Origin of the sequence: Gracilibacillus marinus, from assembly GCF_042651725.1 — a bacterium.
Classification (GTDB): Bacteria; Bacillota; Bacilli; order Bacillales; family Amphibacillaceae; genus Gracilibacillus; species Gracilibacillus marinus.
Genome location: NZ_JBHSDV010000006.1, coordinates 1 through 13,566 on the forward strand (window position 1 = coordinate 1; position 13,566 = coordinate 13,566).

At 37.2% G+C, this 13,566-nt stretch carries 5 protein-coding genes, 14 tRNA genes, 2 rRNA genes and 6 pseudogenes; 24 read left to right on the plus strand and 3 right to left on the minus strand.

Annotated features, from left to right (window positions below; translation table 11 throughout):
• The 16 genes from ACFOZ1_RS14705 to ACFOZ1_RS14780 form a co-directional block, all read left to right on the plus strand.
• A 23S ribosomal RNA gene (locus tag ACFOZ1_RS14705) occupies window positions 1-142 on the plus strand; the annotation flags it as partial.
• Between the two features lie 154 nt (window positions 143-296).
• A 5S ribosomal RNA gene (rrf, locus tag ACFOZ1_RS14710) occupies window positions 297-412 on the plus strand.
• Between the two features lie 13 nt (window positions 413-425).
• Window positions 426-500, plus strand: a tRNA-Asn gene (locus ACFOZ1_RS14715).
• Window positions 501-502: 2 nt separating this feature from the next.
• Window positions 503-594: transfer RNA gene (locus ACFOZ1_RS14720), tRNA-Ser, on the plus strand.
• Window positions 595-606: 12 nt separating this feature from the next.
• Window positions 607-681, plus strand: a tRNA-Glu gene (locus ACFOZ1_RS14725).
• 17 nt (window positions 682-698) lie between these two features.
• A tRNA-Val gene (locus ACFOZ1_RS14730) sits at window positions 699-774 on the plus strand.
• Window positions 775-793: 19 nt separating this feature from the next.
• A tRNA-Met gene (locus tag ACFOZ1_RS14735) sits at window positions 794-870 on the plus strand.
• A 6-nt stretch (window positions 871-876) separates the two neighbouring features.
• Window positions 877-953 (plus strand) — tRNA-Asp (locus ACFOZ1_RS14740).
• A 34-nt stretch (window positions 954-987) separates the two neighbouring features.
• A tRNA-Phe gene (locus ACFOZ1_RS14745) sits at window positions 988-1,063 on the plus strand.
• A 29-nt stretch (window positions 1,064-1,092) separates the two neighbouring features.
• Window positions 1,093-1,178 (plus strand) — tRNA-Tyr (locus tag ACFOZ1_RS14750).
• Between the two features lie 35 nt (window positions 1,179-1,213).
• Window positions 1,214-1,284 (plus strand) — tRNA-Trp (locus ACFOZ1_RS14755).
• A gap of 18 nt (window positions 1,285-1,302) precedes the next feature.
• Window positions 1,303-1,378 (plus strand) — tRNA-His (locus ACFOZ1_RS14760).
• Window positions 1,379-1,402: 24 nt separating this feature from the next.
• Window positions 1,403-1,477: transfer RNA gene (locus ACFOZ1_RS14765), tRNA-Gln, on the plus strand.
• Window positions 1,478-1,481: 4 nt separating this feature from the next.
• Window positions 1,482-1,556: transfer RNA gene (locus tag ACFOZ1_RS14770), tRNA-Gly, on the plus strand.
• 19 nt (window positions 1,557-1,575) lie between these two features.
• Window positions 1,576-1,649: transfer RNA gene (locus ACFOZ1_RS14775), tRNA-Cys, on the plus strand.
• Window positions 1,650-1,662: 13 nt separating this feature from the next.
• Window positions 1,663-1,745: transfer RNA gene (locus ACFOZ1_RS14780), tRNA-Leu, on the plus strand.
• Between the two features lie 160 nt (window positions 1,746-1,905).
• Here the strand turns inward: ACFOZ1_RS14780 and ACFOZ1_RS14785 are convergent.
• A pseudogene (locus ACFOZ1_RS14785) lies at window positions 1,906-2,151 on the minus strand (transposase); the annotation flags it as partial.
• Between the two features lie 106 nt (window positions 2,152-2,257).
• Here ACFOZ1_RS14785 and istA point away from each other — a divergent pair.
• From istA to ACFOZ1_RS14810, 5 genes and pseudogenes are all read left to right on the plus strand, one after another.
• A pseudogene (gene istA, locus ACFOZ1_RS14790) lies at window positions 2,258-3,554 on the plus strand (IS21 family transposase).
• The gene (locus ACFOZ1_RS14795) at window positions 3,547-3,684 is read left to right on the plus strand and encodes a hypothetical protein (protein WP_390200519.1); all 138 of its coding nucleotides are present in this window, start codon (window positions 3,547-3,549) and stop codon (window positions 3,682-3,684) included. Before istA ends, ACFOZ1_RS14795 begins: the two are co-directional and overlap by 8 nt.
• 73 nt (window positions 3,685-3,757) lie before the next feature.
• Window positions 3,758-4,914, plus strand: a pseudogene (locus tag ACFOZ1_RS14800) (IS3 family transposase).
• Window positions 4,915-5,171: 257 nt separating this feature from the next.
• Window positions 5,172-6,038 (plus strand): acyl-CoA dehydrogenase family protein, encoded by an 867-nt coding sequence (locus ACFOZ1_RS14805; RefSeq protein ID WP_390200521.1) that lies wholly within the window; start codon window positions 5,172-5,174, stop codon window positions 6,036-6,038.
• A 148-nt stretch (window positions 6,039-6,186) separates the two neighbouring features.
• Entirely contained in the window at window positions 6,187-6,843 is a 657-nt protein-coding gene (locus ACFOZ1_RS14810) for an NUDIX hydrolase (protein ID WP_390200523.1), read from the plus strand.
• Between the two features lie 80 nt (window positions 6,844-6,923).
• Here the strand turns inward: ACFOZ1_RS14810 and ACFOZ1_RS14815 are convergent.
• Window positions 6,924-7,556, minus strand: a pseudogene (locus ACFOZ1_RS14815) (IS4 family transposase); the annotation flags it as partial.
• 109 nt (window positions 7,557-7,665) lie between these two features.
• Between ACFOZ1_RS14815 and ACFOZ1_RS14820 the strand changes: the two are divergent.
• Window positions 7,666-8,843, plus strand: a pseudogene (locus ACFOZ1_RS14820) (IS256 family transposase).
• A gap of 817 nt (window positions 8,844-9,660) precedes the next feature.
• Here ACFOZ1_RS14820 and ACFOZ1_RS14825 read toward each other — a convergent pair.
• Window positions 9,661-9,944 (minus strand): annotated as a pseudogene (locus ACFOZ1_RS14825) (hypothetical protein).
• 793 nt (window positions 9,945-10,737) lie between these two features.
• Here ACFOZ1_RS14825 and ACFOZ1_RS14830 point away from each other — a divergent pair.
• Window positions 10,738-11,994, plus strand: coding sequence for a glycosyltransferase (locus ACFOZ1_RS14830; RefSeq protein WP_390200525.1), 1,257 nt, complete (start codon window positions 10,738-10,740; stop codon window positions 11,992-11,994).
• Between the two features lie 64 nt (window positions 11,995-12,058).
• Window positions 12,059-13,543, plus strand: a complete 1,485-nt coding sequence (locus ACFOZ1_RS14835; RefSeq protein ID WP_390200527.1) for an aminotransferase class I/II-fold pyridoxal phosphate-dependent enzyme — start codon at window positions 12,059-12,061, stop codon at window positions 13,541-13,543.
• Window positions 13,544-13,566: the final 23 nt, after the last annotated feature.

Genomic DNA, 13,566 nt, shown 5'->3' on the forward strand with positions numbered 1-13,566 from the left:
AGCATGAAGCCCCCCTCAAGATGAGACTTCTCATCATGTAAGTGAGTAAGATCCCTCAGAGACGATGAGGTAGATAGGTTCGAGGTGGAAGCATAGTAATATGTGTAGCTGACGAATACTAATCGATCGAGGACTTAACTAACTTTTCATTGTTTGATCTTGTTTTTCTTCTTATCTAGTTTTGAAGTTGCAAAACTTCGTAAAAATAGTTGACTTAGAGAGTGATACATAGTATAATATTCTTTGTCACTGACTGATTTAATAGGTCAAGTTGATAGTAAATCTTTAACCATATGTTTGGTGGCGATAGCGGAGAGGTCACACCTGTTCCCATGCCGAACACAGCAGTTAAGTTCTCCTGCGCCCATGGTAGTTAGGGCCTTGCCCTTGCGAGAGTAGGACGTCGCCAAGCATTTTATTTCCATTCCACAGTAGCTCAGTGGTAGAGCTATCGGCTGTTAACCGATCGGTCGTAGGTTCGAATCCTACCTGTGGAGCCAATGGAGAGCTGTCCGAGTGGTCGAAGGAGCACGATTGGAAATCGTGTGTGCGGTCAACGCCGTACCGAGGGTTCGAATCCCTCGCTCTCCGCCACTTTTAATATATGGCCCGTTGGTCAAGCGGTTAAGACACCGCCCTTTCACGGCGGTAACACGGGTTCGAATCCCGTACGGGTCACCATTTACTTATATCAAGGCGGAGGATTAGCTCAGCTGGGAGAGCACTTGCCTTACAAGCAAGGGGTCGCAGGTTCGAGCCCTGCATCCTCCACCATTATACAACTTTATATCATCGCGGGGTGGAGCAGTCTGGTAGCTCGTCGGGCTCATAACCCGAAGGTCATAGGTTCAAATCCTGTCCCCGCAACCAAAAAATGGTCCGGTAGTTCAGTTGGTTAGAATGCCTGCCTGTCACGCAGGAGGTCGCGGGTTCGAGTCCCGTCCGGACCGCCACTTGATTTTTAACATATCATTATTTCTCATTTATGGCTCGGTAGCTCAGTCGGTAGAGCAACGGACTGAAAATCCGTGTGTCGGCGGTTCGATTCCGTCCCGAGCCACCACTTTTTTATTTTCTTAGTTAATTTAATATGGAGGGATAGCGAAGTTGGCCAAACGCGACGGACTGTAAATCCGTTCCCATCGGGTTCGTAGGTTCGAGTCCTACTCCCTCCACCATTTTCATTTAAAATTTCATTTAATAATATTATTATAGGGGTATAGTTTAACGGTAGAACAGAGGTCTCCAAAACCTCCGGTGTGGGTTCGATTCCTACTACCCCTGTTTTCCTTTCTAATAATGGCGGTCATGGCGAAGTGGTTAACGCACCGGATTGTGGTTCCGGCATACGTGGGTTCGATCCCCACTGGTCGCCCCATTTTTAGTTATTTTTTTAATTTATTGGGCTATAGCCAAGCGGTAAGGCAACGGTTTTTGGTTCCGTCATGCGTTGGTTCGAATCCAGCTAGCCCAGCCATTTCGCGGAAGTAGTTCAGTGGTAGAACACCACCTTGCCAAGGTGGGGGTCGCGGGTTCGAATCCCGTCTTCCGCTCCATAATATTATATTTTCTCGAGGCGGCATAGCCAAGTGGTAAGGCAGAGGTCTGCAAAACCTTTATCACCGGTTCAAATCCGGTTGCCGCCTCCATTTTATTACTTATGCCGAAGTGGTGGAATGGCAGACACGTCGGACTCAAAATCCGATGCCTTCACGGGCGTGTGGGTTCAAGTCCCACCTTCGGTATCGTATTGAATAAGAAAAATTAAGAACTGTATCTAGGGTAAATAATTGCCTTGGATACGTTTTTTTGTTGTCTCATAATTAAGGCTCTTTGTCAAATAGTGTTGGTGAGAATTTTTACCCACATATTTATTTAAGATATATTCACACGCTTTCTGCTTATTTAAGCAGCTGGAACGTGTGTTTTCTTTTGTTGTTTTTGTTCTACTGCTTTGAACTTAAAATGTAAGAGAATCCGATGTTTGTAATGATAAAAGTTACGATAGCCATATGCGACACGATTGAGTACTTTGATTTTATTGTTGATGCCTTCTATACGACCATTGCTAAACGGATAGAGGAAACTGTTTTTAATGTATGGTGCGTGTTTCCGTAACGTTTTTAGACTCGTTCGCATGACACTAGAAATGACTGGATTGGTAGGTTATAAATGATAATGTAGAAATGTACAAAAACAATTAAATAAGAATGTACAGTTTGGATTAACTATCGCATAATATTCTGGGGTGAATATTATGCATATACAACTAAACATACATGCAGATGTAGAAATTAATTGTCTTACGGACTTGCCAAAATTAAAGTTGTTATTGGAGAGTTCAAATATGAAAATTAACAAGAGTCAATTAGCTAGAGAGTTAGGGGTGGATCCGTAGAACGGTAGACAAATATTTAGATGGTTACAGGAAGAAAAACACAAGAAATAAGGCATCAAAAGTCGATGCATATTATGAGATTATTCAAGAGTTATTATCTGATGAATCATTACAAACCTTTTATTACAAACGAATATTGTGGCAGTATTTAAAGGATAACCATGGACTACATTGTTCGCTTTCCAATTTCCGAGCGTATGTCTCCAAAAAGCCTTAATTTCAGCGATACTTTGATGGAAAGCGAGGGAGACGCTGCACGAAGGAAATCGTCCGATTTGAGACGCCACCAGGGGAACAAGCCCAATTAGACTGGAAGGAAAACATAAAATTTATCACGAAAGACGGAGAAGTTCTATACGTGAATGTTTTCGTACTACTCTTATCTTATTCACGATTTAGAGTGTTTCTATTAACTATTTCGAAGTCACAAAGCATATTACTTTCCTTCTTAGTAGAATCCTTTGAAAGGATTGGAGGGGTGCCAAAAACACTATTAGTCGATAACATGAAAACCATTATGGATCAACCACGTACAAACTATCAGAAAGGAAAAGTCAATCATCGATTGGATCAATTTTCAAAGGATTTTGGTTTTGAAATTCGGCCATGTTTGGCCGGTAGACCACAAACCAAAGCAAAAGTGGAAGCACCCATGAAAATACTAGATGAAATCCATGCCTATCAAGGAAAAATGGATTATGAGGAGTTGAATCATTTTATAGAAGAATTATGTAATCGCGTAAATCACGCCTATCATCAAGGAACAGGAGGGATTCCTATACTGCAATTCCAAAAAGAAAGAGCTCTCTTATTGCCACTTCCAAATAAGCAGATAAGAGAGACCTATAAACTGAATCATACACTCGCAAAAGTAAACCCATCCAACATGATTACGTACAAATCCAATCAGTATTCTGTACCAGCAGGATACATTGGAAAAATGGTGAGTTTACAAGTATATGATACTTACATTCACGTGTATTATAACATGAAATTACTTGTTCGCCACGAAATACGAAATAAGAAGCTGAACTATAAGCAAAAACATTATCAACAAACGTTGGTCAACCAACTTCCTTATAAGGATGATGAGGATATAGAAAAATTGGCATTAAAAAACTTAGCTGCGATAGATGAGGTGTATAGTGGTGAATAGTAGTTATACAAAATTGATTCATCATTTAGAATACCTCAAGTTAACACAAATGATGACACATTTAGATGAAACCATTGATATGATGAACAATCAACAACTCTCTTTTGTCGATACACTGATGTTAGTCTAAATATGGGACACGTTAAATTGGGAGTTTGATGTATACTAAACATAAACCAATTGAACGGATGGAGTGTAAAAATATGAGAAAACAATACGATAAGGAATTTAAAATACACGCAGCAAAGTTGGTCATTCAAACTGGGAAAACTATTGCACAAGTAGCCAGAGAGTTAGATGTATCCGAACAAACGCTTCATAATTGGGTAAAGAAATATAAAGGAAATGAAGATGGTTCGAACTTTATTGGTAGTGGAAACAGCGCGCCAGAAGACAAAGCCATGCAGGACCTCCAAAAGAAATTGCGCGATCTTGAAGAAGAAAACGCAATTTTAAAAAAGGCTATGGGCATCTTCGCCAAAAACCAGAAGTGATTTATGACTTCATAGAAAAGCACCGACACGAATTCCGTGTTGTGAAGATGTGCCGAGTTTTAGGTGCTTCAAAAAGTGGCTATTATCACTGGCGCAAACGTAAAAAAAGTAACCAACAACGACGACGTGAAAAACTAACCCGTCATGTGAAACAAGTTTATATCAGCTCGCGATCCATTTATGGTAGTCCAAAAATTACAAAAAAATTAAATCAAAAGGGAATAAAAGTGTCTCAAAAAACAGTGACACGTATTATGAAAGCAGAAGGAATTCGCTCCAAGACAGTAAAAAAATATAAGGCGACAACGAATTCCAAGCACTCATTACCAGTTTATCCAAATTTATTAAATCAAGAGTTTCAAGTAGATGCTCCTGGAATGGTTTGGGTCGCTGACATTACGTATATTCACACGAGTGAAGGATGATGGCTATACTTAGCAACCATCATGGACTTATATTCCCGTAGAATACTGGGTTGGCATATGAGTCATCGAATGACAAAAGAGTTAGTCATTCGTGCACTAAAACGTGCCATTGGTAGACAAAAACCAACAGAAGGACTTATTCATCATTCAGATCGTGGTAGTCAATATGCATCACATGAATACCAAGAGATCTTGTGTAAACACGGCATTATTACAAGTATGAGCCGTAAAGGGAATTGTTATGATAACGCCTGTATTGAATCGTTTCACGGCATTATTAAACGAGAATTAATATACCGTGTAAAGTATCTTACGAGACAAAAGGCTGTCGATGACATTGTTGAATACATCGAATCTTTTTATAACTATGAACGAATTCATTCAAACAATAATTATAGATCGCCATTAGAGAAGGAACAAGCATACTATTCAACGCTTTAGAGAATTAAAGGAGTCTACCTTAGCCTTATCATAAGTGAATAGAGTAAAACTCTGTTCACTTATGATAAGGTCAGCAAGCGAAGCGCGGTAGTTTCATATCAAAGATTTTGGAAAATCTCAATTTAATTTGTCCAATTTCTTGACATAGTATCAGTTCTGACTTAGTACAAGAAATAGGTAAACACTGTTTATCAACTTCTATGATTTATGGAATGCACTGCCAGCAATTGTTTACACTTCTAAATCTCGAAGAGTCAATGGCAAAAGATATGATATTAAAGAAGATTTGTGATAATCAAAATTATCTCGCTTCGGTCACATCAGAATATGATAAAGGGGGACATCTACTGATTTCTGATAGCGAAATAGATTACACCAATGATTGGAATTTTATTCTTAATAGAAAAGCTCCAGTAGTAACTGGAGGACAGTATGCTGAAGGATATTTATTTACTATGAAAAGATCCTCAGATTCTAATAAAGATGATGTAGCAATGGTCTTCGCTTTTAAAGAAGAAATTCAAAGCAGCGTTAAAGGAAAATGGTCTCCTTTAGGTATGCGGGGCACCCAAAGTATACCAATGGAATTCAAGGGAGTGCTAAATAAAGACAGGATTTTAAACGCGAGTTCTTTCAAGAATACTGCAAAAATTTATATGATTCCAATAGGTCATATTATGTGGGCATCTAGTTGGTTAGGTTCAATAAAAGCAGCATTTAAACAGATCATTCAAATAATCAGAAAAAATAAGCAAAAAAGAAGTTCAGAAATAGTGCTAAGTAAGATATCAGAAACACGCCTCTTAATAGATACAGTTGATGTATATCTAAAATCAATTATTGAACAATATACACAACATCTTGGAGAAGACAAAAAGGAAGTAGATTGGGATAAATTTAGTATTCATATAAACAATTTAAAGTTACTTTCTTCTGAAAATCTTTACAAGGCTATAAATATTATAGTTGAGATAGCGGGCATGTATTATGGGTACCAACAAACTGAAGACAATAATTTTGAAAGGACCCTTAGGGATTTGAGATCCGCCTCAATCATGTTTCAAAATGATCGCCTCAAAGAAATTAATGGAAAACTCTCTTTATTTAACTCAGAAATTAGTTAATGATAGATTATAACTTTATTCAGAACTGAAAAGGTATACATGTATAGGACTTGAATTGCGGAATTTTTCATAACACCGCAAATTACAAATATTTTGCTCTATAAATCTCAATTAAAATAATAATTACAAATAAAGAGGTAAATTAACTATGAATGAATATATAGATATTTTCAACGATAAATATGAGTACCTAGGAACATCAACAAAGAAAGAAGCACACGCAAAAGGGGAATGGCACAGAGTATTTACTTGTATAATTGTAGACCCTCAAGATGAAACAATAGTGCTACAAAAGAAAACACCTAATCGCTATAACTTCGAAAGGCCGGATTACTTGGATATATCAGTAGGAGGCCATTACAAAGCAGGTGAAGCCATTGAAGATGGGGTTAGAGAGATTAAGGAAGAATTAGGAATAGAAGTATCATATGATAAATTAGTCCCTTTGGGAATTCGACAAACTGTAGTGACTCTCGCTTCAAATTATATAAACAAGGAATTCCAGCATATACATCTATTGGAGTACAAAGCACCTTTGGATTCATATCAACTTTCAGGAGATGAAGTTTCTGGGGTAGTAAAAGTACCAGTAAGTCAAGGTATTGATCTATTAACAGGTAAAATAAATAATATAGAGGCAAAGGGCATATTTTTTCTGAATAATAAAGAAATTGAAAAAAAACTCAACTTAAGTATTGAAGACTTTGTACCAAATTACTTAAAGACTGACCAAATTTTTCTTCGGCTCTTCATTGCGGCCGAAAAATATTTTAAAAAAAATTATGAAAGTAATTTATTCTGGTGAAAATGGCTAAGAAAATAGTAAAAACAGCAATTATATGCGCTGGAGGCTATGGAACAAGATTTTTACCTTTTACTAATTACTCAACTTTCGCACACTGAAATAGGCAGGTAAGCCCTGATATAGCTGGGTAAGCCTGCAATCCATTGTTGGACTTGACTTTTGATTAATTTTTGTACCTTTTTGTTGCTCATTTTCAAGGTATCTTCAAGAAGCTCGATCAACTGCTGAAATGCCACAGCCCAATCGAGATCATGAACTTCATCACATAATTCATAAAACATGCCGCCAAGTGTTCGCTCGTCTGTGCTACATCGGTTTTGCCACGAGAGAACAATATATCGTGCGAATACGATGGTCGTATGACTAATTAAGCCGTCATACGAACGACTTTGGAACTCTTTTTGGAGTTTCAAAAGAGATTTTGTTGTCTTGAAAAAAACTTCAATGTCCCATCGCATCCCATAAATACGAATGATTTCATGATCACTTAGTGTACAATCGGTGCTTAGAATAGCTAACCATTCGCTCTTTTTATTCCGATTACGAACAAAGACAACTTTAATAGGAACGCCATTCGCTTGTGTCGTATGAATCGAACGAAGAATGCCTTTTTTTCCATCTGTTGGTTTCGCAAACCGATAAAGTTCTTTTAAGCTTACACGTTGGCCATTCACAAGGTAACGCTGTTTCAAGTTCTTTACCATGCCAATGACGGATTAAGTCCGTATAATTGTGTAAAAAGGTGAATTAAAAAAAGAGGCCATATTAATTCCTTATGATACAATGTTTTCAACCACGAACACAAAGTAGGAGGAATTAATAATGACCCAATTACATTTTAACCTAGATTTTGAAAAAATTAAAGGAGAAGTAATGCATCTGATTTGAATGATGTGGTGAAATCATCCATTGTGATATTATTCAATCAATATATGGAAATGGAAAGAGATAAGCACTTGAATGCTGCTTCTTATGAACGTAAGGAAGATAGACAGGATTACAGAAATGGCTATTATGAAAGAGATTTAATGCTGAGTATTGGAAAAGTAAAATTAAAAGTTCCACGTACTCGTAGTGGAGAATTCTCCACTAGTGTTTTTGAGAAATATAAGCGTTGTGATAAAGCATTTTTGCTTTCGATGATAGAAATGGTCATTAATGGTGTATCAACGCGTAAAGTAACGAAAATTGTAGAACAACTTTGTGGTGAAAAAGTATCAAAGTCCATGGTTTCTGAGTTAACAAAAAGTCTAGATCCTATCGTAAAAGAGTGGGCACAAAAACCTTTGAATCACCAATACTTTAACTACGTTTATGTAGATGCAATGTATATCAAAGTGCGTGAATACCATAGAGTGGTATCAAAAGCAGTATATATCGCTCTAGGTGTAAATAGCGAAGATAAAAGAGAAATTTTAGGATTTAAAATAGCGAATAGTGAGTCTAAAGAAACTTGGACTGCCTTCTTTGATTCTTTAAAAGCAAGAGGCTTACAGAACCCGAAAATCATCATATCAGATGCGCATGAAGGATTGAAATCAGCGATTAAGGAGAAGTTCTTAAATACAAGTTGGCAGCGTTGTACAGTGCACTTCTTAAGAAATATTATTACGAAAATACCAAAGAAAGGGTCAAAAGAAGCAAGAGAACATTTAAAAGAGATTTTCAAAGCATCCAATCTACAAATATCAAGAATGTTAAAAGAGGAATTTATCGAGAAATTTGGACAAGACTCAAAATTTGAAAAAGCCATCCAGACGTTAGATGAAGGCTACGAAGATGCCATTCAATTCTATGCAGAGGATAAAGATACACATGTTCACATCCGCACTTCCAATGTCTTAGAACGACTAAATTCTGAAGTGAGAAAGAGAGAAAGTGTCATTCGAATTTTCCCGAATATGGACTCTGCCTTTCGATTAATAGGATCTGTACTAATGGATTGTGAAGAAGCAATGGACGCAGGTGGAAAGAAGTTTTTTTATCGTACACAGAACTAGAAAAAAAAGAATGGAAAAATTTAACTTGAAATGATGGGATTCCGGCGCGAAAATTTATTTGGTAGGGAGGGGGGTACCCCCCTCCCTACCAAATAAAATACAATTAATAATTAAATGAGTGGTTAAAACTTGTATTATTAATTTACACATAAATAAGGACTTGACTTGATTTTTCATTTTCACGGACATCAGATCCGCTATTCAGCTTCAAACAGGCCTTTTCTGCTGGATTTTAGGAAAATAAGGGCCCTCATGTCCGTCTAGACCGACAATCACTGCTTTTTGACCAAAATAACGGATCCAATGTCCGGCTAGCGCATTGCCCTTTAATTGCGCGGACATCAGATCCGTTATTTCATCTGTGTTTAATGCCCTTTTTCTGTAAAACTTGCCTGAGAGTCTTGCTTAGCGTAGGAAGAATACGAAGACTCCTGTGGGAACAGCGCGAGCCGAAGACCCCACAGGGAGCGGTCTGTGCGAGCGAGGAGGCTAAGGTAAGGAAAATCCCAAGGGCTTGGATTTTCCCTCGTGCCCACGGCATAGAAGACACCGTGAATGGGCTTTATGAACGGATGTCGCACTTGTGCCTGTGGTGAAAGCGAAGTATTCTTCTGAAGCGATCGCATACTCGCTATCTTGTAAAGAAAATAAAAGGAATTACGTCGGAGTCTATACAAAATTTACATTACTTTATCCAATACTAAGATATCAAGCATTTCCTCTAGACAATCTTCTGGTTGTGAGGTTTGATTTTGCATCCAATGTACCGCTACTTCGTAAAGTGCCCTTGGCTGTTAAATGAAGTGACAATAAGTAATTATTTCTTACCTTTTCGTTCAAAAAGTATAGGTGCTATATTTAGTAAGATAGAAACAATTGTCAAAAACCATAAAGCCTTTCCATACCAGGAACTACATCCTCTAAAGCTGCCCAATCTTCCACTTCTACCCACTCTGATACAAGACTGTATTCTGCACAAAGGGTTAATGCTGTAAATGATAATCCCATCGCCATAGCAAGCTTATAATCCTTTCCTGCTGCATACATATAAAGATTTATAAAAGTTACTACTATAGCAATAACCCCTAATATTACCCACATAACTATACCCCTCCAAATTTTTTAAGTCCTGTGAACAAAACCGATGTGCTTCATCCCAACTTATTGCCTTACTTTTTCATTAGACATTATTATGTCTAGCAGTAAATGCTCATTCCTTTTGTGATTGCTTATTAAACAAATGGTTAGGTGAATAAGAAACATTTCTAAGTATAAAGTTCACAACAAGGTATACCATCTACATCACGTTTAAAGTCGTAAAAAAGTAGTAAATAACCTTTCCAAATAAATTGAAATAATAACAATATTTTACCATATAAAAGAATTTACATAGGTAAATTAAGACTAAAAGCATCTTTTGGCCTATTCAACTGAGTTAAAGAAATTATTTATGGATACCCCCATTTTTGAAGGAATAAAATAGGATTAAAAGTAAAGATAAGCAGCAAGGGTGCGGTTTTCCTGATCTATTGTAAAAATGGATCAGAAACGTCCCTCTATTCACATTGTAAAAATAATTTTACAAAAAAATACGAAAATCAGTTGGTACTTTGATTAGCGCTAAGACTATAGTTTGGTTTTTTGAGTAAGTATAACTAGTTAAAATGAACCATTAAAATTGCTAGTGATACGCACGAATAAACCAATGTCCTTCCTTGTTTTCAAGTGCTTAACTGCCTGACTAAATTACTGTATGACCATAGTATCGGTAACGATTATCTAGATGAAATAAATAGTGAAAATGTACTGACTTTCGTTTTTTATGTAAAATTAATTTGAGTCTAGTTAGGGGGTGTGCTAAACTAACCCTGACATAACAAGACATAGCGAAAGGGTGAGAACATTAAATAAGGTTTTATTGTTTGCTCCAGAAACATTTAATTTAGCTGAAACAACTCGATCAATTGAGGTGGCAAAAAAATGCTGCAATACTTTTACGTGCATCTTTATCGGTTACTCTACAAAATATGCTTATTTGATTGAAGAGGCAAATTTCACTTTTATTCATCTTGAACCACATCTTACCGAAAAAGATGTTGTGCAAATTATGAAGGTAGATCAGATGAAGGGCATCAAGCATCCATTTACGTATAAGATGCTGAAACACCGTATAGAAAGTGAACAAAGGATTATTCATCTGTATCAGCCTGTTGCTGTTGTTATTGGAACAACATTAAGTTTGTTTATTTCAGCCAGAGCTTGTCAAACCCCATTATTTTACATCAAGCCATTAACCTACACAAAAATATATTTTTTAAAAGGACATCTTGCCTTACCACCCATTCTAAGTCAAAAGTTTTTACCTGTGGACATAATAAAGAAGCTTTATAGAAAAATAGCTACAAGCATTACATATAAGCCAAAGGCCTTTCAACAATTAGCGAAAGAGTATGGTGTGCAACTTCCGAAATTAACGATTGACGCCTTAGATGCAGACCATAATCTCATTACAACGTTGCCAGAAATAAGTGGGATTTCAAATTTACCTAGTAACTACACGTATGTAGGGCCGATCTACGCGAAATTAGAGGGTGAGCTTCCGAGTTGGTTTGATGAGCTTCCAAGAAAATTACCAATTGTCTATTTTGCGATGGGAAGCTCTGGGGGGAAGGAAATCGTTCTAAAAATGCTACATATTTTAGCCGCGCTTCCGTTAACCGTTGTATGTCCGATGAAACGAACATTGGGTTCCAGTGCAGCGATCTTTTCTCAGCACGAAAACATATATATTTGTGATTTGCTTCCAGCACATAAGCTTGCTGGGAAAATTGATTTGTCTATCATACATGGGGGAGAAGGAACAGTACAAACAGCTTGTTTAACAGGTAAGCCTTTTATCGGAATGGGTCTACAGCAGGAACAGGTTGCCAATATCAATGAGTGTGTCCTATATGGTAACGCCATACAGTTAAGAAAAAAGGACTTATCTAAGAAAGTCTTACTCTCTCTCATTGAGTCTGCCTTGCATGATGATGAGATGCAACAAAAGGCAAAATCAATGCAGAAGCTGATGTCAGGAGTAGATGGCCCGTCCAATGCAGCACAATTTCTTATCAAAAATCTAACTAATAAAAATAGTGTACCTAGTTAAGTATGAGTTTCATTGAAACCTACATGGCTCATCTTTTTGGAAGGTTCACTTATGGAGGATGATTATGATTAACCTTGTAGAAGAAAATATCGTAAAACATTTAGCTGAAATCACAGGATATGATCAAGAGGAGATTAGTTTAGAGGACGCACTAGTCAATGACTTAGGTCTTGATTCGATGATGGTAATGGATTTGCACCGTTTAATGCTAATGGATTTTCCAGAAGTGAAGAAAATAGACTTGGAGACTGTTTTTCAACAGGAAGATACAACGGTAGAACATATTGTGTTGTTAATCAAGCAGGAGCTTGGTATCGATTGTCGCCAAAGCAAACAAACATTGTTAGATGAGCTTGATGAAGTAAAAGGATTTCATACTTATTTAGCAGCTAGAAAGCACATTCCATACTTTCGAACCAATAGCGGAATTGCATCTAATCGGATTGTGTTAGATGGAGAGGAAAAGATTAACTTTTCTACTTATAACTATCTTGGGATTAATGGTTTTCCTGAAATCAATGAAAAAGTCATAGAGGCCATTAATCAATATGGCACAAGTGTTTCCGGAAGCAGGCTTCTAAGTGGGGAAATTGAGCTGCATCAACAGTTAGAACAAAGAATTGCTAGTTTTATAGGTGTTGACGATGCGATTGTTCAAGTAGGCGGTCATAGCACAAACGTAAATACAATCGGTAATTTGGTGAACGAAGAAGATTTAATCCTTCATGATGCGTTAGCACACAACAGTATTATACAAGGTGCAATGCTTTCGAGAGCAAAAAGAAAGCCGTTTAAACATAATGATATGGAGCATTTAGAAAGTGAGCTACGGAAATTACGTTCTAAATTCCGTCGTGTTTTGATTGTTGTAGAAGGTGTGTATAGCATGGACGGGGATATTTGTAAGCTGCCTAAACTAATCCAATTAAAGCAGCAATATGATGCGATTTTAATGGTGGACGAAGCACATTCCATCGGGACTATTGGTGAAAATGGACGTGGTGTCACCAGTTACTTCTCTATCGATCCACATAAGGTGGACATTTTAATGGGAACATTAAGTAAATCACTGAATAGCTGTGGAGGGTATATTGCCGGTAGTTCCAGCTTTATAAGCTTTTTAAAATATAATTCACCTGGGTTCATATTTAGTGTTGGCATGACACCTGCAAATACGGCTGCAGCTTTGGCCTCTATTGAAATATGTGAGAGAGAAGGGATGTTGTTTAATCGCCTAAGAGAAAATCATCGGTACTTCCTTGAGCAAATGAAAGAGCTTGGAATAGATACGGGAGATAGTAATGATACGCCTGTTATTCCAATGATTATTGGTGATTCCGACCAAGCCCTTACATTTTCCGAGTTGCTTTATGAAAATGGAATAAACGCTATGCCAATCGTGTATCCGGCAGTAAAGGAAAGTGAAGCTAGAATAAGATTTTTTATTTCTGCTGCCCATACAAAGGAAGATCTTGATTTTACATTAAAGGTCATCAAGGAGCATAAAAAGCAGATGGAACAGGAGCATACCGTTGAGGCTGTCCTATAAAAACCAACCAAACATTCCTATAC